Consider the following 21,475-nt stretch of genomic DNA (forward strand, 5'->3'; position numbering starts at 1 on the left):
AACGAGCGCGGAGTCGAGCGGGGGACAGCGCTGATGAGTGATCAGGATCTGGTGATCGAGACCGTCCGCGGTCTCCTGACGCGGCACGAGCCGTTCGACCCGACGCCGGAGCGGCGGTGGGACGCCCGACTGTGGAGCGCGCTCGCCGAGGCCGGGCTGACCGGCGTCGGGCTGCCGGAGGCCGCCGGCGGCTCCGGCGGTGAGCTCCCCGACGCCGTGGCGATCGTCCGCACGCTGGCCGCCGGCGCCGGGGCGGTGCCGGTGGCCGAGCAGCTGCTGGTCGCCGGCCCCGCGGTGATCGCGGCCGGACTGACCCTGCCCCCGCTCGACGAGCCGCTCACCTTCGGCATCGCCGACGGCGTCACGGCCGTACCGGCCGGCGACGGCTGGACGCTGACGGGCACCGCGACCGACGTGGCGTGGGCCGGGGTGGCCGCGCACGTGGCCCTGCTCGTGACCTCGCCCGACGGCCCGGTGCTCGTGCTGCTGCCGACGGCGGGCCTGACCGCCTCCGGCGCGGTGAACCTCGCCGGTGAGCCCCGGGGGTCCCTGACCCTTGACGGCGTGCAGGCGCAGGGCGCTCCGCTCGGCGAGGCGCAGGTGCGCGAGCTGCGGGCCGGGTTCGCGCTCGCGCGGGCGGTGCAGCTGACCGCCGCGCTGGAGCAGGTGCTGGCCTGGACGGTGCAGTACGCGGGGGAGCGGCAGCAGTTCGGCCGCGCCCTGGCCAAGTTCCAGGCCATCCAGATGGAGCTCGCGGAGATGGCCGGCGAGGTGACGGCGGTGACCGCGCTGACCGACGCCGCGGTGCAGTCCCTGGGCCACGGTGAGGCGAGCTTCTGGCTGGCGGCCGCGGCGGCGAAGGTGCGCGCGGGGGCGGCGGTCGAGGTCGTCGCGCGGCTGGCCCACCAGGTGCACGGCGCGATCGGCTTCACCCAGGAGCACAAGCTGCACCACCTGACCAAGCGGCTGTGGTCGTGGCGGGACGAGGCCGGCAGCGAGCTGGTCTGGTCGCGGGTGCTGGCCCAGGGTCTGCTGGCCGACGGCCCGGACGGTCTCTGGCCCGCCCTCACCCGGGCGGTCTGAGCTCCTCTCCTCTCCGCAGTTGATCATCGTCATACGGCTCGCCGACACGCCGGCGGGGGCAGCCATCCGACGATGATCAACTGCGGGGTGCGGAACTCAGTCGGCGAGCTGCTGCGGCACGCACCGGGGCGGAGCGAGGCCCGCGTCCGCGCACCACTGCTGCGCCTCGGCCTCGGTGGCGAAGCCCTCTGTGGCCACGCTGAGCCACCAGCTGTCGTCGAGGCCGCCGCCGGTCACGTCGTCACCCCGCACGAGCAGCACCGGCAGCAGCCCCGCCCGCGCGCGGTGGCGCGCCGAGTGGTCGGTGGCCGCGTCGTCGTCGGGAACCTGCGCGGCCTCCAGCTGCGGGACCCAGGGGTCGGCGAGGTCGTCGGCCGCGGCGGCGTCGTCGGCCCGGACGGTGAGCAGCCCGGCGACGTCCTGCGGCGGTCCGGCGGGGCCCAGGCCCTCGGCCTGGACGTGCGCGACGGTGGCCCCGCCGAGCAGGAGGAGCAGTGCCAGCCCCAGGCCGGCGAGGACCGCGGTGGCGGCGCCGCCGGCACCCGAGCCGGGATCGTCGTCGGCGGGCGAGCGCCAGTGGGCCACGCCCGACAGGGCGAGGGTGAACGCCGTCAGGCAGATGGCGAAGACCGGGAGCAGGTCCCAGATCCGGGCGTCGACGACGTCGAGGGTCGCCCAGGCCGCCCGCGCCGTCGTGACCGCCAGGGCGATGCCGAGCCCGGCGACGACGACGTCGGGCAGCCGGACCCCGGTCAGGGCGACCACCACCAGGACGACCGCGACGACGCCGGCGAGCAGCGCCACCCAGTTCGGCCAGAACCAGGGCTCGCCGCCTCCCGGCCAGCGCGTCGCGGCACTGCGGGCGGCGGCGGTGGCGCGGTCGGTGAGGGCGAAGTCGAGCCGGCCGAGGACGGCGGGGGCGAGGAAGAGGCCGAGGAGCAGGCCGGAGCTCAGCAGCAGCGAACCCCCGGCGGGGTGCCGGCCGAGCGGGGCGCCGGCGCCGAGCCGGGACGGCTTCGCCGCCGTGGTCACGGCGGACGCGCCGGTGCCCGGAGCCGGGGCGGCGGTCTCCTCGGGGTCGGCCGGGTCGGCGTGCCGGCCCCGCCCCGCGGTGCCGGGCGTCGGTTCGGAAGTCGTCACGGATCTCCGTCCTGGGTGATGTCGGCTCAGACCGTCTCGGGGACGCGCAGGTGGGCGAGGACGAGGTCGAAGGTCGCGTCGTCGGTGACCTCGCCGCCGCGCTGCCGGGAGAACTCCTCCAGCACGGGCGCCATCCGGGCGCCGGCCTCCTGCAGAGCGGCGTCGTCGGTGAAGGTGACCGCGGCCGTGCTGCGGCCGTGCTCGGCGTCGGCCATGACGCTGACGCTGCAGAAGCCGGGCAGGTCGTTCAGCCGCGGGACGACGCTCTCGGCGTAGGCGTCCAGGGTGGGGTCGAGGCGGGCCGGGTCGGTGCGGCACCAGGACACGCGGGTGCGGGCGCCCTCGGGAGCGCTGCGCACCCGGTGCAGCAGCGCGATCCGCCACTCCTCCAGCGACTGGGGGCTCTGCAGGACGTCGGCGATCCGGGCACGGATGCCGCGCATCTCCGATGCGCTGCGGCGCAGGGCGGCGAGGTCCTCGAAGGAGCTGGTGATGATGCACCGGCCGGAGCTGCGGTCGGCCAGCATCGAGATGCCGACGAAACCGTCCATGCCCATCAAGGCGGGCATGGCCTTGTCGCGGATGTAGTGGACGGCGTCGTCGATCCGGTGCGGATCGCCCTGGAAGCCGGTCGAGCGTGCGTACATGCCGATTCCCCCTCGGACACAGACGGGAGCCCCGGAGGCGCCCGCCGCCCCCACTGTGACGCAGGCGACGGCGGAGTGGGAAGTCGAGCGCCGGTGGCGGGTCGCTAGACGTTGCGGATGTTGGCGACGGCGACGGCCATGCTGTAGCCGATGGGGCCCCGGGTGTCGTGCATCGCGCAGTGCCCGACCGCGACGCCGGCCTCGCTGGCGTGGCCGCCGGACTCCAGGCCGATGTGGTCGCCGACCGGATCGCGGCTCAGCGTGAGCGTGTAGTCGGCGTTGATGAACTCCAGCTCGTCCTCGCTGCGGTGGGCCAGCGGGCTGGCCATGTCGGCCGCGAGCGCCGCGCGGACGAAGGGGGACAGGATCTCGCCGTCGACGAGCGGGCTCTTCTCCTTGATCCACATCCGCCGGCGGGCCGGGTGGCCCTCGTCGCCGAACTCGTGCACCGAGCGGGGGAGGGTGCCCGGGTCGGGGGCGTCCCACGGCGGGGTCCGGGTGGGGACCGGGCTGGGCGGCTGCTCACCGCGGCGCAGCTGCACGGCGCTGGCGCGGGCGACGGCGCCGATGCCCGTGGTCACGGTCGCCTCGGTGACGCGGATGCGGCGCCCCTGCCGGACGACGACGCTGCTCACCTGGACCGGCTCGAACGGGGCGTTGCGGAACATGTCGACGGTGAGCCGGCTGAACTGGAACTCCGGGTCGCCGTGGGTGGTCTCCAGCTCGCGCGCGAGCAGCCCGGCCAGCAGGCGGCCGTGGATCATGCCTGGCACCCACCAGCTCTTGGCGCTCTCGCCGGGCGCGAAGCCCTCGTCGGTCAGCGTGAAGTAGGCGGGCCGCACGAGCAGGCTCCTTCGGGGCGGGGCGGGGCGGGGCGGGGCAGGGCGGACAGGGTGAAGCCGGACGCAGTGGTCAGACGCGGCGGATGTTCGCGACGGCGGTCGACATGCTGAAGCCGATCGGCCCCTTCTCGTCGTGCACCGTCGCGTGGCCGACCGCGACGCCGTCCTCGCTGACGTGGCCGCCGGCCTGCAGGCCGATGAACGCCCCGACCGGATCCCGGCTGAGGGTGAGCGTGTAGTCGGCGTTGATGAACTCGAGCTCGGTCTCGCCCCGGTGCGCCACGGGGCTGCCCTCGTCGGCGGCCAGCGCGACCCGGACGAACGGGGAGAGGGGCTCGCCGGCCACCAGCGGCCGGTCCTCGCGGATCCACATGCCCCGGCGGGAGTGGTCGCCGTCGGGCAGGAACTCGGTGTACGTGTCGGTCAGCGGGGTCGGGTCCGGGGCGTCCCAGTGCGGCGTCCGGGTGGGGACGGGGCTGGGCGGCTGCTCGCCGCGGCGCAGCTGCACGGCGCTGGCGCGGGCCACCACGCCGATGCTGGTGAGCACGCGCGCCTCGGTGACGCGGATGCGGCGGCCCTGCCGGATGACCTCGGTGGTCACCTGGACCGGCTCGAACGGGGCGTTGCGGAAGAGGTCGACGGTCAGCCGGCTGAACTGGAAGTCCGGGTCGCCGTGCTCGGCCTCGAGCGCGCGGGCGAGCAGGCCGCCGAGCAGGGGGCCGCTCAGCATGCCGGGCACCCACCAGCTGGCGGCGCTCTCGTCCGGGACGAAGCGGTCAGCGGTCAGCGTGAAGAAGGCGGGCCGCACGAGCAGGCTCCTTGCGAGGGTGCTGAGGACCTGGTCGGGCCCTTCGGGAGACGGGATGGGTGCCTCGACCCTATCGCCGTGCCCCCGCGTCCCCGGTCAGCCCAGGTGGCGGAGGAAGTCCTGGGGCCGGTGCAGGAAGGCCCGCCACGCCGTCACCAGGTCGCAGTCGTCGTAGGCGACCGGGGCGATGCCGTGGTCGTCGAGCTGCAGCAGGGTGGCCCCGGGCAGCGCGGCGAGGACCGGGGAGTGGGTGGCCAGCACGATCTGGCTGCCCGCGGCGAGCATGTCCTGCAGGATCGTCAGCAGCACGAGGCTGCTGTCGAACGAGAGCGCCGACTCGGGCTCGTCGAGGACGTAGAGGCCGGCCTCGGCGACCATGCCGGCGAGCACCTGCAGGAAGCCCTCACCGTGGCTGCGGCCCAGCAGCGGACCGTCGATCCGGTCGCGCCAGCGACCGCGGCCGGAGAACTGCTCGGCCTGGGCGTGCAGCCGCTCGGCGCGCAGGAAGAGCCCTCCGGTCGGTCCGCCCCGGGTGCACGCCAGCCGCAGCGAGCGGTGCAGGTCGGAGTCCTCGGCGGCCGGCTCGGCGATGGACCGCTGGAGCCAGTCCTGGCGGAAGGCGGTGATCCGGCGGGCCCAGGCCGCGGCGATCGCCTCCACCAGCGTGGACTTGCCGGCCCCGTTCGCGCCGATCAGCACCGTGGCGCCCGGCGTCAGCGGCAGCCCGGAGTCGTACACGTGCCGGACGGCGGGGACGGTGTACGGCCACCGCCCCGGGTCGGACTGCCCACGGTCGATCGTCAGCCCGGTGACCGGCGCGCCGGGCTGCCGGCCGGCGCCGGAACGCGCCGCGGGAACCATGACACGATCGTGGCATCCGGCGGCCGCAGGTGCCGACGAGCCGGGATCGGTGCCGCCGTTGCGGCACACTTCCGGGGTGATCGAACCTCGGACCTCCACGGGCGGACCGGCGGACCGGTCTGCTCCGGACGTCGCGGACGGTGTGGTGCTGGTCCCCGGGGAGACCTGCTGGCGGATCGAGCGGGCGGCCCGGTACGCGGTCTTCGTCGACGCCGCCGACTACTTCGCCGTCCTCAAGAAGGCGGTGCTGGCCGCCCAGCGGCGGGTCCTCTTCATCGGCTGGGACTTCGACCCCCGCATCCGGCTGGACCCGCGCAGCCCGGGGCGGGGGCGCGACGACCGGCTCGGCCGGGTGCTGGAGACGGCGGTCCGGGACAACCCGCAGCTGGAGATCGGTGTGCTGCAGTGGGGCATGGGGGCGGTGGAGTCCCTGCGCCGGGGAGTGCTGCCCGCTGCGCTGGTCATGCGCCGTGCCCCCGAGCGGCTCGAGTTCTTCGGGGACCACCACCACCCGGTGGGAGCGGCGCACCACCAGAAGATCGTGGTCATCGACGACTGCCTGGCCTTCGCCGGCGGGATCGACGTCACCGCCGACCGCTGGGACACCTCCGAGCACCTCGACCGGCACCCGCTCCGGCACCGCCCCACCTCCCGGCGGTCGACGGGCCCGTGGCACGACGTGACCACCCTGGTGTCCGGCCCGGCGGCACGCGCTCTGGGCGACCTGGCGCGCGAGCGGTGGGAGAGCGGGACCGGCAGCCGGCTGGAGCCCGTGGAGGAGGTCGAGCCCTGCTGGCCCGACGGCGTCGAGCCGCTGCTGGGCGACGTCGACGTCGCCATCTCGCGCACCCGGCCCGAGCACGGCGGCACGGAGCTGGTGCACGAGATCGAACTGCTCTGGCTGGCCGCCATCGCGGCCGCCCGGGAGGTCGTCTACATCGAGAACCAGTACTTCGCCAACCGCCGGATCGCCGAGGCGATCGCCGACCGGCTGGGTGAGGACGACGGACCGGAGTTCATCGTCGTCAACCCCGAGTCGGCGGTCGGGTGGCTGGAGGAGAAGGCGATGGGCACCGCCCGCGCCCGGCTGCTCGATGTCGTCCGGAAGGCCGACGTGCACGGCCGCTTCCGCATCTACGTGCCGGTGACCGACGGCGGCCGGCCGGTGTACGTGCACGCCAAGGTGCTGGTGCTCGACGACCGGCTCCTGCGGATCGGCAGCGCGAACCTCAACAACCGCTCGATGGGGCTGGACTCCGAGTGCGACCTGACCATCGAGGTGCGCGAGGAGGACGCCCGTCGCGCCGAGCTGACCGAGGCGGTCCTGGGCATGCGGCACCGGCTGCTGGGCGAGCACCTCGGGGTGGAGCCGTCGGCGGTGGCCGCGGCGGTGCGGGAGCACGACGGCTCGCTGATCCGCGCGGTGGAGAGCCTGCGGAACCGGACGGGTCGCACGCTGCAGCCGTTCGAGCCGCCCCGGCAGCACGTCGTCGACCGGGCACTGGCCGAGACCGAGCTGCTGGACGCCGAACGCACCCCCGACCGCTGGGGGCGGATCAAGGGGTCGTTCCGGCGTCGCCGCTGACGCGGTCAGCGGTGCGGGATGCCTCCCGGGCCGTGGCCGTCGGGCACCCGCTCGCTCTCCGGGGTCGGCCCGGGCGGGGTCCCGTCGCCGAACGGGGAGCCACCCAGCTCCTCCCGGCCGTGCGGGGTCAGCCAGACCGCGGTGTCCGGTCCCGCCGGGATGATCTGCGTCGGGTTGATGTCGGCGTGGACGACGTAGTAGTGCTCCTTGATCTGCGGGAAGTCGGTGGTGTCGCCGAACCCGGGGGTCTGGAACAGGTCCCGGGCGTATCCCCACAGGGCGCGGAACTCCGTCAGCTTCTGCCGGTTGCACTTGAAGTGGCCGTGGTAGACGGCGTCGAAGCGGGCCAGGGTGGTGAACAGCCGGACGTCGGCCTCGGTGATCGTGTCGCCCATCAGGTAGCGGCGGTCGGTGAGCCGCTCCTCCAGCCAGTCCAGCGCGGTGAACAGCCGCTCGTAGGACGCGTCGTAGGCGCGCTGGGATCCGGAGAAGCCGCACCGGTACACGCCGTTGTTGACCTCGGTGTAGACGCGCTGCATGACGTCGGCCATCTCGTCGCGCAGGTGCTCGGGGTAGAGGTCGGGCGCGCCGTCGCGGTGGAAGGCCGTCCACTCGGTCGAGAAGTCCAGCGTGATCTGCGGGAAGTTGTTGGTGACCACGGCCCTGGTCGGGACGTCGACGACCGCCGGCACCGTGATGCCCTTCGGGTACTCCGGGTCGCGGGCGAAGTAGGCCTGCTGCAGCCGCTCGTAGCCGAGCACCGGGTCGCGGCCGTCCGGATCGAGGTCGAAGGTCCAGCTGCGCGCGTCGTGCGTCGGCCCGCACAGCCCCATCGAGATCGCCGACTCCAGACCCAGCAGCCGTCGCACGATGATCGTGCGGTTGGCCCACGGGCAGGCGCGGGCGGCGATCAGCCGGTAGCGGCCGGCCTCGACCGGCCAGCCGTCCCGCCCGTCGGCGGTGATGCGGTCGGAGATGTACTTCTCGTCGCGCGTGAACTCCGGCTCGATGTACCCGGACCCGCTGGTGCTCTTGTCACTCACCCCGTCAGCGTGCCCGGTCGCCGTCCGGCTCACACCCCGGACCGCCCCGATGACGCGTGCGGCGGTGGGGACAGCGCAGAATGCCGGGGCGGAGCCGCCGGGCGCCGGGAGTGGGGAGAGCACGTGGTCGCGGTCGGGCAGTACCCCTTCGACACCAGCGGCATCGACGTCGGCGCGGACGGGATCCGCCGCTACGCGGGTGTCGGCGGCACCGTCGTCGACATGCTGCGCCGCACCGTCGAGCGGCACGGCGAGCGGACGGCGGTGGTCGAGCTCGGCGGGCCGTCGATCACCTTCGCGCAGCTGTGGGAGCGCGCGCTGCGGGTCGCCGGTGGGCTGCGCGACGCCGGGGTGCGCCCGGGCGACCGGGTGGCGATCCGACTGGGCAACTCGGTGGACTGGGCGCTGGCGTTCTGGGGCGGGCACCTGGCCGGCGCGATCGTCGTCCCGATGAACACCCGGCTGGCCGAGCCCGAGGTCGAGTACATCCTCGGCGACTCCGGCGCCGCTCACGTCGTCCTGCCCGGCGTCCCGCTGCCCGACGGCGAGCCGGGGGAGATCCCGGTGCGCGCGCACGGCGACGTCGCGGCGCTGTTCTACACCTCGGGCACGACCGGCCGCCCCAAGGGCGCCATGGTCACCCACGAGAACTTCCTGTCCACGGTCGAGAGCGTCGTCCGCTGCCGGACGCTGGAGCGCGGCCCGGAGCACGTGGGGCTGATCTCCGTGCCGCTGTTCCACGTCACCGGCTGCTGCTCGCAGTTCATGACGCAGATGGGCCTGGGCGGGCAGTCGGTGGTGATGCCGCAGTTCCAGCCGGCTGCCTTCCTCGCCGCGATCCAGGAGCACCGGGTCACGCTGGTCACCGCCGTGCCGACCATCTTCGAGCTCGCCCTGCGGCACCCGGACTTCGCGACGACCGACGTCTCCTCCATCCGCACCCTCAGCTACGGCGGGTCCCCGATCGCGCCGGAACTGGTGCACCGGCTGCTGGACGCCTTCCCGCACGCGCGGGTGGGCAACGGCTTCGGGCTGTCCGAGACGACGGCGATCGCCACCTTCCTGCCGCACGAGTACGCGCTCGACCACGCGGACTCGGTCGGCTTCCCGACGCCGGTCGACGAGGTGCGGCTGGACCGGCCCGACCCGGTGTCGGGGGTGGGCGAGCTGCTGGTGCGCGGCCCCAACGTGGTGGCCGGTTACTGGGGCGACCCGGCGCGGACGGCGGAGACCTTCGTCGACGGCTGGCTGCACACCGGCGACGTCGCCATGATCACCGACGGCATGGTGCGGATCGTCGACCGCGCGAAGGACATGATCAACCGCGGCGGCGAGAACGTGTACTCCGTCGAGGTGGAGAACGCGCTCGCGGAGCACCCCGACGTGATCGAGGTGGCCGTCGTCGGCGTCGCCGATCCGGTGATGGGGGAGAAGGTGGGCGCCGTCGTCCTGCCGCGGGACGGTGCGGGCGACGACCTGGTGCCCTCGCTGATCGCCTTCGCCCGGGAGCGGCTGGCCGACTACAAGGTGCCGCAGTTCGTGCGGGTGCTGGGCGAGCCGCTGCCCCGCAACGCCGGCGGCAAGGTGCTCAAGACGACGCTGCGCGGCAGCGAGGGCTGGGTCGAGATCCCGCGCCGCTAGAGCCGACTGGTGGTCGCCTCGTCGTCCCGGCCGGCGAAGTACCGGTCGAGGACGGCGCGGAACAGCGGCTGACCGGGGTCGGTGTGCGCGAACAGGGTCATGGACGAGCGCAGCTTCTGCGCGTCCACCGGACCGAGGACGGCGACCGCGTCGGTGCCGTCCAGGTCCACCAGCGCCTGCGTGCACTCGATCAGCCGGGGGCCGAGCACCGGGTGCGCCAGGTAGGCGTGCGCCTCGTCGAGCCCGCTGATCGCGAAGTGCTGGGCGGTGGCGCTGTGGCCGAGCCCCGCGATCTGCGGGAACACGAACCACATCCAGTGGCTGCGCTTGCTCCCGGAGTGCAGCTCGGCGAGGGCGGTGTCGTAGCTGTCGCGCTGGGCGTCGACGAAGCGCTGCAGGTCGAAGGCGTCGCTCACGTCCGCGAACGCTTCCCGGCGCCGCCGGCGGCGGCAACCGCAGTGACCTCCGTCACGACGAAGCCGCAGGTCAGGCGCTCGTACCCCTCGCCCGGGTGAGTTGCGCCGGAGGACGGTCGAGCGCCGGCCGCCGGCAACCGAAGTGATCTTGTGATCACTCATCTTGCGCGGGTCCAGGACGGTCTCGGTGCGCTGCACCCCGTCGGCGGCGGGTCGGGGGAGACGCCGACGCTGGAGGCACTGGCGCAGTCCGTTCCGGTGCTCTCGGGGGCGAGCAGCTGCGAAGAGCTCGACCGCGCGTTCGGCCGGTCGCGCGGCGCCGGGTGCGCGGTGGTCACCCATCCCGACGTCGACGGGGTCGTGGGCCTGGTCGAGCGGAGTCGCTTCGAGGCGATGATGAGCGGGCCCTACGGCTACGGTCGGTCGCTCTACGGCCGCCGTGACGTGGCAGAGGTCGCGCAGTGGGACGCGCTCACGCTCGCGCCGTCCACCACCGTCGTGGAGGCGTCCAGCCGGGCCATCACCCGGCACCCCGACCACGTCCAGGACCACGTGCTCGTGCGGAGCACCGACGGAGCGGTGCTGGCCGTCCCGATGCCGGTGCTGCTGTCCGCGCTGGCACAGGCGCTCGCCGGGCAGGCGCTGCGCGATCCGCTCACCGGCCTGGCGAACCGGCACGCGTTCTTCGGCCGGGTCGAGGAGTCCTGCCGGCGCAGCGCCACCCAGGAGGGCCACCAGACGGCGGTCGTCTACTTCGACCTCGACGGCTTCAAGCTGGTCAACGACACCTTCGGTCACGACCGCGGCGACCTGCTCCTGCAGCAGGTGGCCGACGCGCTGACCGAGGCCGCCCGCCCGACCGACCTGGTGGCCCGGCTCGGCGGCGACGAGTTCGCCGTGTGCCTGGACATCGAGGCCACCCCGGCCGTCGGGCACGCCCTGGACACCGATGTCGCCTCGTCGATCGCCGGCCGGATGCACGCCGCGGTGGCCGCCATCGGCCGGGCCGACGGGGTGCGGGAGCGGCTGCGGATCAGCGCCGGCCTCGCCGTGAGCGCGGGTGGCTGCGTCGACCCCACGGAGCTGGTGCGCGCCGCCGACCTGGCCATGTACACGGGCAAGCGGGACGGCGGCGACCACGTCACCGGCCCGGTGGTGGTGACGACCTCGGCCGACGCCGACCCGCTGGTGGGGAGCACGGTGGCGGAGGTCATCGCGCGCGGAGAGCTCCGGCTGCTCTTCCAGCCCATCGTCGCGCTGGCCGACGGCCGGCTGTGCAGCGTCGAGGCGCTGGTCCGCTGGCAGCACCCCCGGCTCGGCCTGCTCTCCCCGGACGCCTTCCTGCCCGCCGCCGCGCGCGCCGGCCAGCTGACCGAGCTCGACGACTGGGTGCTCCGCACCGCTGCCCGCGAGTTCGCCGCCTGGCGGCGGGCCGGTGGGCCGGACGCCGACGGCGTCGCGCTGAACGTCAACGTGAGCACCGACCGGCTGCTCACCCCGGGCCTGCTCGACGTGCTGGAGTCCGCGGTCGCCGCGGCCGGTCTGGAGCCTGCGGTCGTGCGGGTCGAGGTGCCCGAGCACCTGCTGGTCGACCAGCTGGCGGCCGCCGTCGAGCCGCTGGTCCGGTTGCGCGCCGCGGGGTTCGAGGTGACCTTCGACGACGTCGGCGCCGGCGGGACGTCGCTGCGCCACCTGCGGGACGTGCGCGCCGACGGGCTGAAGATCGACCGCTCCTACGTGCAGGGGATCGGCACCGACGACCGCGACCGGGCGGTGGTGCAGCTGCTCGTCGACTTCGCCGAGAGCGCCGGCATGGCGGTCACCGCTGAGGGCGTCGAGACCGCCGAGCAGCGCGCGGAGCTGCTGGCGATGGGCTGCCGCTACGCCCAGGGTTGGCTGTTCGCCCGCCCGGCGCCGCTGGCCGACCTGGGGACGCACTTCCCGGCGTCCTGATCGACCGCCCGCCGACCGATGACTCCGGCCCGGAGTCCAGGTCTGCCAGGCATGGAGACGACGACGTTCGACCTCGCCCCTGCCGCCGACGCGGTCCGGCGGGTGGCGGCCGGGGTGCGGGACAGCCGGCTGTGCGACCCGACGCCGTGCGAGGCCACCTCGGTGGCCGGGCTGCTCGACCACCTGGTGGGGCTCACGCTGGCCTTCCGGATGGCCGCGGAGAAGACGGTGCCCGACGGCGGACCGCAGGCGGACGCCGCGAACCTGGCCCCGGACTGGCGCACGCGGCTCCCGGCGCGGCTGGACGAGCTGGTCGACGCCTGGCGGGAGCCCGACGCGTGGGACGGCGTGACCGAGGCCGGAGGAGTGGAGATGCCGGCGTCGCTCATGGCGGTCGTCGCGCTGGACGAGCTGGTGGTGCACGGCTGGGACCTCGCCGTCGCCACGGGGCAGGAGTTCGCGCCGGACGAGGAGTCGGTGCGCCGGTGCCTGGAGTTCGCCGAGTCCTTCGGCGACGACCCGCAGGCGCGGGCCGGGCTCTACGGGCCCGTCGTCCCGGTGCCGCTGGACGCGCCGCTGCTCGACCGGCTGATCGGCGCTACCGGGCGCGACCCGGCCTGGACGGCCCGCTGAGGGCCGGAGCGCCTAGCCGGCCTCCTGCCGGCGCACCATCTCGGCGATCCAGACCGGTGCGAACGGCGAGGTGCAGCCCGGGGACGTCGGGTAGTCCTCGAGCACCCGCAGGCGTTCCCCGATCGCGATCGCCCGGGCGCGGTGCCCGGGGTGGGTGATTCCGATCTGTGCCAGGCACTCGTTCATCGCCCACTGCAGGCGGTCGGGGGCGTTCTTCATCTCCGCCTCGACGGTGTCCAGCAGGCCCGGTAGGTCGAGTCCCTCGGGCTGCCTGACCACGCGCTCGGTGGTCAGCGCCCAGCCGGCGCTCGCGACCACGGGGTCGGGATCGGCCGACCAGACCGGGCGCAGCGCCTCGGCGTGGGCGCTCTTCTTCACCACGTAGTTCACGAGCCAGTCCTGCACCTTGGGCACGCGCGCCTCCCGCAGCATGCGGTCCAGCTCGTCGCGCTCGAACGCCTTGGGCCGGCAGACGAGCAGTGCCAGCAGTCGCGCCGCGGTGTCGCCGGTCGCCCAGAGCTCGCGAGCGAGGTCCTGCTGCGTCTTCAGCCGCTTGGCCACGGCGCGCAGCCGGGTGAGGTTCACGCCGTGGTCGTCGCCGTGCCGCTCGTTCACTGCACGGACCCTGGGGTCCTCGAGGGCGGCGAGTTCGGCCATCACCTCGGCCACGGTCGTGCCGGTCGTCGCGGTCATCTCGTTCCTCCGGTCAGCCGACCCGGTGGGTCACCGCGGTGCTCCGCCCCGCCTCGACGGCGTGCGCGAACCGCAGCGTGGTGGACAGCCACAGCAGGATGTCGTGCATCCGGAGCTGGGTGAGCTCCACGGCGTCCGTGCGGAGGGCGGCCTCGAGCTCGGCGAAGGCGCCGGCGGCGGACCGCAGCTCCCGGTGGACCACCGCCTCCACCCCGCTGTCGCCCTCGCGGACGTGGGGCAGCAATGGCCGGCGCGTGCTGTCGTGCAGCACCGGGAACAGCTCCGGGTGACGGTGGTGCAGCGCCGCCGCGACGTGCGGCCGGCTCGCGTCCAGCCGGTCGCACAGCTCCCCGACCGACCGCAGCAGCGCCCCGACGGTGCCGGGCTCGGCGAGGACGGAGAACTCGTCCTCCGGCAGCTCCCAGAACGCCCGTCCCGCCGCCCGGGCGACGACGTCGTCGGCCAGTGCCTGCACGGCGGGCAGGGCCGCGGCCATCGCCGTCCAGTCCCCGCGGCCGAGGCGCCCGTGCAGGCCCTCGGCGGTCAGGATGTCGGCCTCGCCGAGCGGGGCGTCCGGCACCGGCCCGCGGTCGAACCGCTCGTAACCGAACGCCGGCACCTCGGCCCAGCGCCCGGTGCGCGCGTTCGGCGCGCGGTAGTACAGCGGCCGCCGCGCGGCGCAGTAGCCGAGGACGGCGGCGACCGCGGTGCCGGCCGGGATCGGCTCGGGCCCCGCGCTGGGCAGGTGCAGCGGTGCGGTCACGGGTCCCCTCTCCGGTCCCGGTCAGCATCCTCCGTCCCGGCGCCCTGACCGTGGTGCGGGCGGCCGCGTGTGGCGAGTGGGACACGGCTCACGGTCCGGACCTGCCCGGACGGTCCGCTCGGGCGCCGGGTCCGCCGATAGTTCACGGGGTGGCGGAGCTCCTCGATCCCGTCGCCCGAGGGGGGAAGAGCGCGATGCCGCGACGACGTGGACGCTTCGGCGACGGGCTGGCGGTGCTGTCCGGCGCCCGGCCGGACGTGCTGGAAGCGGTGCCGGGCGCCCGGGCGAAGTTCGTCGCCCTGGGCGGTGTGCTGCTCTCCACCGGCGGGCTGGCGGTGCTCTCCGCCGCGTTCGCGGTGCACATGGCCCTCGGCGTGTGGTGGCCCCTGGCGCTGCTCGTCGGTGTCGGCTGGGGCTTCGTCATCGTCAACCTCGACCGGATGCTGCTGGTCGGGATGGCGCACGACGCCTCGCTCAAGCGCAACCTGCTCATGGCCGTGCCCCGCGTCGGGCTGGCGCTGGTGCTCGGCATCGTGATCTCCACGCCGCTGACGCTGCAGATCTTCCACAAGGAGATCGACACCGAGATCGTCTCGCTGCAGGCCGAAGCTTCCGATGCCTACAACGAGAGCCTGGACGCCGACGCACGCTTCGCCGGGCTGCCCGAGCTGCGCGAGAAGGTCGCCACCCAGCAGGCCGTCGTCGCCAGCGGGGGCAGTTCGGCCGCCGACCTGGCGCCGCTGCAGGGCGGGGTGGCCGCCGCCCAGGCGGCGTACGACGCCGCGCTGAGCACGCAGCGGGAGCTGTCGGCGAAGGCGCAGTGCGAGCTCGACGGCACCTGCGGCACCGGGGACGCCGGCACGGGGGAGGCCTACGCCCAGGCGCGTGCGGCGGCCGACGCCCAGCGCGACGTCGTCGATGCGGCCAAGGCCGACCTGGACGCCGCGGTCACCGCCGTCGCGGCCGGGGCGTCGCGCAGCATGGCCCAGGCGGCCGCGGACCTGGAGACCGACACCGCGGAGCTGGCGCGGCTGACCCAGCAGCAGACGGCGCTTCAGGAGGCGTTCGACGAGACCAACGCGGACAACACCGGCATCCTCATCCGGCTGCAGGCCCTGTCCGCGCTCAGCGACTCCACCGCCACCATGGCGGTCGCGCACTACATGCTGGCGCTGCTGTTCATCTGCATCGAGCTGCTGCCGGTGCTCATGAAGATGCTGCTGAACTTCGGGCCGCGCAGCACCTACGACCGGCTCACCGAGCTGCGCGACGACGGCGACCTCGAGGTGGAGCAGCTGCAGCAGTCGGCGCGGGTGGAGGTCGAGCAGGCGGTCCAGGAGCTGCTGATCATGGCGGAGAAGGAGCGGGTCGACCGGCAGAAGGAGCAGGTGCTCGCCCGCCGGCGGGCACGGCTGGCGGCCGCGGTGGCCCAGCGGGAGTCCGGCGAGGTGCCGGCGCCGCGGACCGAGTCGTCGGCCGAGGAGTCGGGCCGCCGGATGTGGGACACCGGTCCGATCATCGGGCTGGCCCGCGAGGCCGCGTCGCGGACCGTGCGGACGATGCGCCGCCGTCCCGACGTCCGCGAGGTCGAGACCGTCTGACGTCCCGGGTGCGCCTCGGGACGGCGGCGGCGGTGACCTGATCGTCACCGACGATCCGCGGGCCCTCACCCGGAACCCGGGCGTCTCGTGACAAGGTGCTCCCTTCGACACCGACGACGTGAGGCCCGCACCCGATGAGCACCGACGACAGCCGGCCGACCGGCGCCGCTCCCACCGCGACCCAGCCGGCGCACGGCGACCCGGGCGCTCCGTACTTCGGCGGGGCGCAGACCGATCCCGGCTTCCAGCTCCCCACCGGCGAGCCCGAGGCGGAGCCCGGCTGGTTCGAGCGCAACGCCACTCTCGTCATCAGCATCTCGGTGGCGGTCATCGCCGTCGTCGCGGCGCTGGTCACGCTGTTCTTCTACCGGGAGTCGGTGGACGAGCGGAACGGCGACACCGAGGAGGCGGTGAGCGCCTTCGTCGAGGAGAAGGGCGGCGAGGTGGAGAGCGTGCAGTGCGACGACGGCTCGTGCACGGCCATCGTCGACGGTGCGGCCTACAGCGTCCTGGTGCACGAGGACGAGGACGGCGACCAGACCTTCGGCGTCTCCGCGTACGCCGGCAACTGACCCCTCGGAGCGACGCGCGGTGGCCCCGTGCGGGGTGCGACGGCGCGTCGTGGGCTAGACAGGGCACATGACCGAGGTGACGAACTCCGACGCGGGCTGGCTCTCTCGTGAGGAGATGGACCTCGCCCGCGAGCGGCTGCCGATCCTCTACGTCGACGTCGTCCCGGTGCGCGTGGACGGCCAGGGCACGGCGATGGCCGTCGGTCTGCTGCTGCGGGCCGGTGAGGACGGGCAGATCAAGCGGGCCCTGGTGTCGGGGCGCGTGCTGTACCACGAGCGGGTGCGCGCAGCCCTGCTCCGGCACGTGGAGAAGGACCTCGGTCCGCTGGCGCTGCCGCGGGTGCCGCCGGCGCCGCAGCCGTTCACCGTGGCCGAGTACTTCCCGACCCCGGGCGTCACGCCGTTCCACGACCCGCGTCAGCACGCGGTCTCGCTGGCCTTCGTCGTGCCCGTCGAGGGCGACTGTGCGCCGCAGCAGGACGCGCTGGAGCTGACCTGGGTCACCCCCGACGAGGCGCGGGACCCGGGCGTGCTCGCCGAGATGGCCAACGGGCAGAGCAGGCTGCTCCTTCAGGCGCTCGGGCATCTCGGCGTCTGAGCGCGCCCGGGTGCCGGGTCGTCAGACCAGTTCGGGCACGCGCAGGTGGTGCAGGACGACGTCGTAGCTCTGGACGTCGACCAGCTCCATCCGCATCTGCCGGGTGAACTCCTCGCGCATCCGCCGCATGTCGTCCCCGGCCGCCTCCATGGCGGAGCGGTCGTCGTAGACCGTGGTGAGCGACCCGAGGCCGGAGTGCCGGTCGATCATCATGCTGAGGCTGCAGAAGCCGGGGACGTCGTCCATCCGCGGAACGATCGTGGTGCGGAAGGCATCGATCACCTGCTCGGCCCGGTCGGGATCGGTGCGGCTCCAGGTGACGCGGGCACAGGCGTCGTCGCCGGCGTGATGTAGCCGGTGCAGGGCGGCAATCTCCCACTCCTGCACCTGGGGTGAGGCGGAGCCGAACCGCGTCGCGGTGTTGTCCCGCAGCATGGCGACCCGGTCGCGGGTCCTGGCCATGGCCTCCTCGGTCTCCCAGGCGGTCGTGACGATGCACCGGCCGGAGTCGCGGTCGCAGAGCATCGACAGGCCGGTGCAGCCGTCCATGTCGAGGACGGCGGGCATCACGGTGTCGCGGACCTCGGCGATGCCGTCGTCCATGCGCTCGGGGTCGGCGGTGAGCGTGGTGGAACGGGCGTACATGGCGTCCCCTTCCGGGACAGAGCGGCGCCCCTGCGGCGTCGCCGCACCCTCATGCTGCTCTGCTGACTCCTGCTGTCCACGGCCCTAGGTCCCCGGTGGACCGCCCCGCTTCCCCGACCGCATGCTGGTGACGCTGCAGGCGACCGGCTGGCCGACGCGCTGGACCTGGTGATGATCGCCGAGGGCGTGGAGACGCCGGCGCAGGCGCGGATCCTGACCGCGCTGGGCTGCCCGCTGGGGCAGGGCTACCTGTACGGCCGCCCGCGCCCGGTGGCCGAGCTGGTCGCCGAGCTGGGGTCCGTGCGCACGACCGTGGAATCGTCGCTCTTTCGCTACGCACCGACGATGTTCCTACCCATTCGCACCACGGGCCCCAGCGACACCTGGCGGCCCGGCACGAACTCGGCACTCCGCCACATAGCGGTACGGTCCCGTTCCTCTACGGGAATGGAGACCCTCCGTGTCTGACACCGCTGCCATGTCTGGTGCTAGTGCCACTGCCGGCTCGGCCGAGCCGGAGAAGAAGTCGAAGCGCTGGCTGACGTGGGGGATCCCCGCACTTGCCTTCCTGATCGGCGTCGGAGTGGGCGGTTCGGGAACTCCCGAACCGGAGGTCGAGGCCGCTCCCGCGTTCGTCTCCCTCAAGAGTGAACTGACCGAGAGCCAGGCGGAAGCAGCGGAGCTCGAGGACCAGGTCGCGGAGGCGGAAGAGCGCATCCGTCAGGCCACGGCCGAGGGGGAGTCGCGCCTGGCGGCGCAGGCAGCCGAGCTCGATGAGCGGAGCGGCCTGCTGGATCAGCGGGAGAGTGAGCTCACCGCCCGTGAAGCGGTGGCGCTCCGGGCCACGCCGCCGTCGCAGGCAGCGCCCCGGCCGGCGCCTGCCGCCCCGCGGCCCGCGGCTCCTGCACCGGTAGCGCCGGCACCGATCGTGGAGGCGCCTGCGCCGTCCTCGGTCTCCTACGACAACTGCACCGCCGTGCGGGCCGCGGGAGCCGATCCGGTGCGCACCGGGGATCCGGGGTACGCCCGCCACCTCGACCGTGACGGCGACGGCGTCGGCTGCGAGTAGCCGACGTACCTGTCGCCCGACGGCGCCCGCGGGCTCAGGCGTGGAGGGCGGCGGCGCGGTCGGCGTGGTCCAGCTGCGCGACGACGTCCGCCAGCGGCGCAGGGCGGCCGTAGAGCCAGCCCTGGCCGAAGCGGCAGCCGATCGCGCGCAGCTGGGCGTCCTGCTCCGCCGTCTCGACGCCCTCGGCGACGACGTCCAGGCCCAGCACATGGGCCATGCCGACGATGCTGCGCAGCATCGTCGCCCGGCGCGGTGAGGTGGTGATCGTCCCGATGAAGGACGCGTCGAGCTTGAGGATGTCGACGGGCAGGGTGTCCAGCCGGCTCAGTGACGAGTAGCCGGTGCCGAAGTCGTCGATGGCGATCATGAAGCCCAGGGCGCGCAACTCGTGCAGCGCGGCCACGGCGGTGGAGGACTCGGCCTCCACGAGGCTCTCGGTCACCTCGAGCACGGTCTCGGCCGCCGACCAGCCGGTCGCGGCGAGCACCGCGCGGATGCGCTGCGGATAGCTCGGGTCGGAGAGCTCCCGGCCGGACACGTTGACGCCGAGCCGCAGCCGCCGTCCGGTGGTGGTGCGCAGTTCGACCAGCTGCGTGCAGGCGGTGCGGAACACGTGCTCGCCGAGGCGGGTCATCAGCCCGTGCTGCTCGGCGACGGCGACGAACTCCACCGGCGACACCGGGCCGCGCTCGGAGTGGGTCCAGCGGGCCAGCGCCTCCACGCCGACGATCTCGTCGGCGCCCATGTCGACGATCGGCTGGAAGTGCACCGTCACGGCGCCGGAGTCCAGCGCGACGGCGAGGTCGGTGACCAGGTCGGAGGCCGGGCCGTCGTCGAGCCGGCACCCGCCCCGGCCGGCGGCCTTGACGGTGTAGAGCGCCAGGTCCGCGCGCCGCATCAGCTGGGCGGCGCTGTCGTGCGCCCGGTGCTCGGCCACCCCGCAGGACATGCCGATGTCCGGGTGCGAGGCGCGGATGCGGCAGACGAGCTCCAGGGCCGCCGGTCCGGCCAGGCCGGGGAGCAGGAGGGCGAACTCGTCACCGCCGTGCCGGGCGAGTACCGCCGTCGTCGGCAGGGCCGTGCGCCAGACCTCCGCCACCCGCCGCAGGACCCGGTCCCCGGCGTCGTGGCCCTCGGTGTCGTTGATGGTCTTGAAGTGGTCCAGGTCGAGCAGGGCCGCGGACAGCGGTTCGCCGTTGCGGGCGGACGCCGCCATCAGCTCGCCGAGCGCCGAGTCGAAGCCGCGGCGGTTGGTCAGGCCGGTGAGCGGGTCGCGGCTGGCGCTGGAGGCGCGCAGGACCAGTCCGCGGGTCACCGTGCTCAGCCCGATGACCGCCGCGACGAGCGCGAGCGCGGTGACGACGGGGACGTCGTCCCGGAGCACGAGGGCGACCGTCGCCGAGACCAGAGCCACGACCAGGTGGACGACGGTGAGGGGGAGGCTGAAGAAGAAGCAGGCGTTGATCGCGACCAGGCTGTTCAGCGAGGCGATCGTCACGGCCGAGATCGCATCCGGGCTCACCGTCACGGCGACGGCGATGACGGCCGACGCGGCGAAGACGGCGACGTGGAAGACGTGCCGGGCCCAGGCTCGGCCCCACCGGAAGGCGACGACGGCGGCGACGAGCACGCTCGTGGCGAGGACGACGATGGTCTCGCGGCCGTGCCCCTCGGCGCCGGCACCGAGGCCGGCCAGCAGGCCCGCGGTCCCGCCGAGGAGGAAGAGCACCGCCAGGGTCTGGGCCATGACCCGCGGTGTCGCCACCTCGGGCACGCCGGACCAGTTCATGAGAACGACATCGACTCGATTGCGCGCAATGTTGATCCGGTTCCCTCCTCGGGGGGACACCGGCGAGGGCTGTGCCGGCTCGCGGGCCCTGCGACCGGCGCAGGGCCCGCGGAGCTCAGCTGCGGGGGAGTGCGGGCCGGGTCTTGGCCCAGGCGAGGAACTTCACGGCCTGGTGCAGGTCCGGGATGTCGTTCCCGACCAGGGAGCGCAGCAGGTCATTGCTCCAGATCGCGACGCGCCCGATCGTCCAGGCGACCTTCTCGGCGGCCGGCAGGTCGAGGTCGAAGACGAGCTTGACGATCTCCTTCTTGCCGTCGGTCGGGGCCGTGTAGCGGAGCACGGGGAGGAACCGGTCGGGCTCCGCGACGCACAGCACCTTGGTGAGCAGCGGCTCCTTGTTGAACGACGGCAGGCCGATCTTCTTGCCGTCCACGAGCTGGGTGAGCCGGTCCTCCAGGCGCAGGCTCGCCGGCCCGTGCAGCAGGAACTCGATCGACTCGCGGACCTTGTGCGCCGCGGCGTCGGCGCCCTGGGTCTTCCAGGCGCGGTTGACGCCGGACATGTTGCCGGCGCTGGCCAGGGTGTCGGAGGTGGCGAAGTGCAGCAGCTGCTCCGGCGTCGCGTCGCCGAGCCCGTCCTGGGTGAAGAGCTCCTGGTAGCGCTCGCGGAAGGCGGTGACCTCGGGGTCGGGTTCCGGCCGGTCGAGCTGGAACTCCGCCGTGAGGAGCTCGACCCGCTCGCGGACGTCGGGGCGCACCGCTGCCGCGGTCGGGAAGGCGGCGTGCAGGGAGTCGATCGTCTGCACCGCCGGGCGGCCGGGGTCGCGGCGGGCCTCGCCGCGGAGCCACTCGTGGCCGCAGTCGGCGCAGTGGATGAGCAGCTGGCTGTCGGCCTGCTTGGTGCCGGTGATGTCCTCGCTGGAGCAGGTGGGGCAAGCGATCAGAGGCATGAGTTCCCGTTCGTTCGGTTGGTGCGTGTACGAGCACCCGCGGGCCCTCAGCGCTCCCTGTGGGAGCGCATCGGCCGGCCGGCTGGCGGATCGATGTCGTGTCGCCGGCGGTCGGCTGGGGTCAACGATCCCACGTCGGCCCTG

The 21,475-nt window shown here is 74.0% G+C and carries 22 protein-coding genes; 10 read left to right on the plus strand and 12 right to left on the minus strand.

Going from position 1 to position 21,475, the window contains the following annotated elements; all coding sequences use genetic code 11:
* Positions 1–33: 33 nt before the first annotated feature.
* Positions 34–1,083: an acyl-CoA dehydrogenase family protein gene (locus tag RM425_RS11970; protein ID WP_311345433.1), complete on the plus strand. Its 1,050-nt coding sequence runs from the start codon at positions 34–36 to the stop codon at positions 1,081–1,083.
* 96 nt (positions 1,084–1,179) lie between these two features.
* Here RM425_RS11970 and RM425_RS11975 read toward each other — a convergent pair whose 3' ends face one another.
* The 5 genes from RM425_RS11975 to RM425_RS11995 all read right to left on the minus strand — a co-directional run bounded on the left by RM425_RS11975 (position 1,180) and on the right by RM425_RS11995 (position 5,381).
* Entirely contained in the window at positions 1,180–2,223 is a 1,044-nt protein-coding gene (locus RM425_RS11975; RefSeq protein WP_311345434.1) for a hypothetical protein, read from the minus strand.
* Between the two features lie 26 nt (positions 2,224–2,249).
* Entirely contained in the window at positions 2,250–2,870 is a 621-nt protein-coding gene (locus RM425_RS11980; RefSeq protein WP_311345435.1) for a hypothetical protein, read from the minus strand.
* A gap of 104 nt (positions 2,871–2,974) precedes the next feature.
* Positions 2,975–3,712: an acyl-CoA thioesterase domain-containing protein gene (locus RM425_RS11985; RefSeq protein WP_311345436.1), complete on the minus strand. Its 738-nt coding sequence runs from the start codon at positions 3,710–3,712 to the stop codon at positions 2,975–2,977.
* A gap of 70 nt (positions 3,713–3,782) precedes the next feature.
* The gene (locus tag RM425_RS11990) at positions 3,783–4,520 is read right to left on the minus strand and encodes an acyl-CoA thioesterase domain-containing protein (RefSeq protein WP_311345437.1); all 738 of its coding nucleotides are present in this window, start codon (positions 4,518–4,520) and stop codon (positions 3,783–3,785) included.
* A gap of 96 nt (positions 4,521–4,616) precedes the next feature.
* Positions 4,617–5,381, minus strand: a complete 765-nt coding sequence (locus tag RM425_RS11995; protein ID WP_311345438.1) for an AAA family ATPase — start codon at positions 5,379–5,381, stop codon at positions 4,617–4,619.
* A 76-nt stretch (positions 5,382–5,457) separates the two neighbouring features.
* On the opposite strand from RM425_RS11995, the gene RM425_RS12000 reads away from it, so the two are divergent.
* A complete protein-coding gene (locus RM425_RS12000; protein ID WP_311345439.1) occupies positions 5,458–6,966 on the plus strand; it encodes a phospholipase D-like domain-containing protein in 1,509 nt (502 codons plus the stop codon).
* A gap of 5 nt (positions 6,967–6,971) precedes the next feature.
* Here RM425_RS12000 and RM425_RS12005 read toward each other — a convergent pair whose 3' ends face one another.
* Positions 6,972–8,009, minus strand: coding sequence for a glutathione S-transferase family protein (locus RM425_RS12005; protein ID WP_311345440.1), 1,038 nt, complete (start codon positions 8,007–8,009; stop codon positions 6,972–6,974).
* A 123-nt stretch (positions 8,010–8,132) separates the two neighbouring features.
* Here RM425_RS12005 and RM425_RS12010 point away from each other — a divergent pair, with 123 nt between their 5' ends.
* A complete protein-coding gene (locus RM425_RS12010; RefSeq protein WP_311345441.1) occupies positions 8,133–9,650 on the plus strand; it encodes a class I adenylate-forming enzyme family protein in 1,518 nt (505 codons plus the stop codon).
* Here the strand turns inward: RM425_RS12010 and RM425_RS12015 are convergent.
* Positions 9,647–10,066 carry a DUF1810 domain-containing protein gene (locus RM425_RS12015; protein ID WP_311345442.1) on the minus strand — a complete coding sequence of 140 codons (420 nt, stop codon included), beginning with the start codon at positions 10,064–10,066 and terminating at the stop codon, positions 9,647–9,649. The two genes, RM425_RS12010 and RM425_RS12015, sit on opposite strands and share 4 nt — an antisense overlap.
* 150 nt (positions 10,067–10,216) lie before the next feature.
* Between RM425_RS12015 and RM425_RS12020 the strand changes: the two genes are divergently transcribed.
* Positions 10,217–12,019 (plus strand): EAL domain-containing protein, encoded by a 1,803-nt coding sequence (locus tag RM425_RS12020; RefSeq protein WP_311345443.1) that lies wholly within the window; start codon positions 10,217–10,219, stop codon positions 12,017–12,019.
* Between the two features lie 51 nt (positions 12,020–12,070).
* A complete protein-coding gene (locus RM425_RS12025) occupies positions 12,071–12,652 on the plus strand; it encodes a TIGR03086 family metal-binding protein (protein ID WP_311345444.1) in 582 nt (193 codons plus the stop codon).
* Between the two features lie 12 nt (positions 12,653–12,664).
* Here the strand turns inward: RM425_RS12025 and RM425_RS12030 are convergent, their stop codons facing one another.
* The gene (locus tag RM425_RS12030) at positions 12,665–13,345 is read right to left on the minus strand and encodes a DNA alkylation repair protein (protein WP_311345445.1); all 681 of its coding nucleotides are present in this window, start codon (positions 13,343–13,345) and stop codon (positions 12,665–12,667) included.
* A gap of 13 nt (positions 13,346–13,358) precedes the next feature.
* Entirely contained in the window at positions 13,359–14,108 is a 750-nt protein-coding gene (locus tag RM425_RS12035; protein WP_311345446.1) for a hypothetical protein, read from the minus strand.
* Positions 14,109–14,257: 149 nt separating this feature from the next.
* On the opposite strand from RM425_RS12035, the gene RM425_RS12040 reads away from it, so the two are divergent.
* The 3 genes from RM425_RS12040 (at position 14,258) to RM425_RS12050 (ending at position 16,879) form a co-directional block, all read left to right on the plus strand.
* Positions 14,258–15,709: a DUF4407 domain-containing protein gene (locus RM425_RS12040; RefSeq protein ID WP_311345447.1), complete on the plus strand. Its 1,452-nt coding sequence runs from the start codon at positions 14,258–14,260 to the stop codon at positions 15,707–15,709.
* Between the two features lie 134 nt (positions 15,710–15,843).
* Complete coding sequence (locus RM425_RS12045; RefSeq protein ID WP_311345448.1) at positions 15,844–16,281, plus strand: hypothetical protein; 438 nt, start codon at positions 15,844–15,846, stop codon at positions 16,279–16,281.
* Between the two features lie 67 nt (positions 16,282–16,348).
* On the plus strand, positions 16,349–16,879 hold the full coding sequence (locus tag RM425_RS12050; RefSeq protein WP_311345449.1) for an NUDIX hydrolase family protein: 531 nt from the start codon (positions 16,349–16,351) through the stop codon (positions 16,877–16,879).
* A 21-nt stretch (positions 16,880–16,900) separates the two neighbouring features.
* Here the strand turns inward: RM425_RS12050 and RM425_RS12055 are convergent, their stop codons facing one another.
* The gene (locus RM425_RS12055; RefSeq protein WP_311345450.1) at positions 16,901–17,524 is read right to left on the minus strand and encodes an antibiotic biosynthesis monooxygenase; all 624 of its coding nucleotides are present in this window, start codon (positions 17,522–17,524) and stop codon (positions 16,901–16,903) included.
* A 147-nt stretch (positions 17,525–17,671) separates the two neighbouring features.
* Here RM425_RS12055 and RM425_RS12060 point away from each other — a divergent pair, with 147 nt between their 5' ends.
* Both RM425_RS12060 and RM425_RS12065 read left to right on the plus strand, forming a co-directional pair.
* Complete coding sequence (locus RM425_RS12060; protein WP_396137044.1) at positions 17,672–17,992, plus strand: EAL domain-containing protein; 321 nt, start codon at positions 17,672–17,674, stop codon at positions 17,990–17,992.
* Positions 17,985–18,593, plus strand: coding sequence for an excalibur calcium-binding domain-containing protein (locus RM425_RS12065; RefSeq protein ID WP_311345451.1), 609 nt, complete (start codon positions 17,985–17,987; stop codon positions 18,591–18,593). The genes RM425_RS12060 and RM425_RS12065 overlap by 8 nt, the downstream gene beginning before the upstream one ends.
* A 34-nt stretch (positions 18,594–18,627) precedes the next feature.
* Here RM425_RS12065 and RM425_RS12070 read toward each other — a convergent pair whose 3' ends face one another.
* Positions 18,628–20,382 (minus strand): putative bifunctional diguanylate cyclase/phosphodiesterase, encoded by a 1,755-nt coding sequence (locus RM425_RS12070; protein WP_311345452.1) that lies wholly within the window; start codon positions 20,380–20,382, stop codon positions 18,628–18,630.
* 115 nt (positions 20,383–20,497) lie between these two features.
* Positions 20,498–21,331 carry a hypothetical protein gene (locus tag RM425_RS12075; RefSeq protein WP_311345453.1) on the minus strand — a complete coding sequence of 278 codons (834 nt, stop codon included), beginning with the start codon at positions 21,329–21,331 and terminating at the stop codon, positions 20,498–20,500.
* Between the last annotated feature and the right edge of the window lie 144 nt (positions 21,332–21,475).

This window comes from Blastococcus goldschmidtiae, from assembly GCF_031845325.1.
Lineage (GTDB): Bacteria > Actinomycetota > Actinomycetes > Mycobacteriales > Geodermatophilaceae > Blastococcus > Blastococcus goldschmidtiae.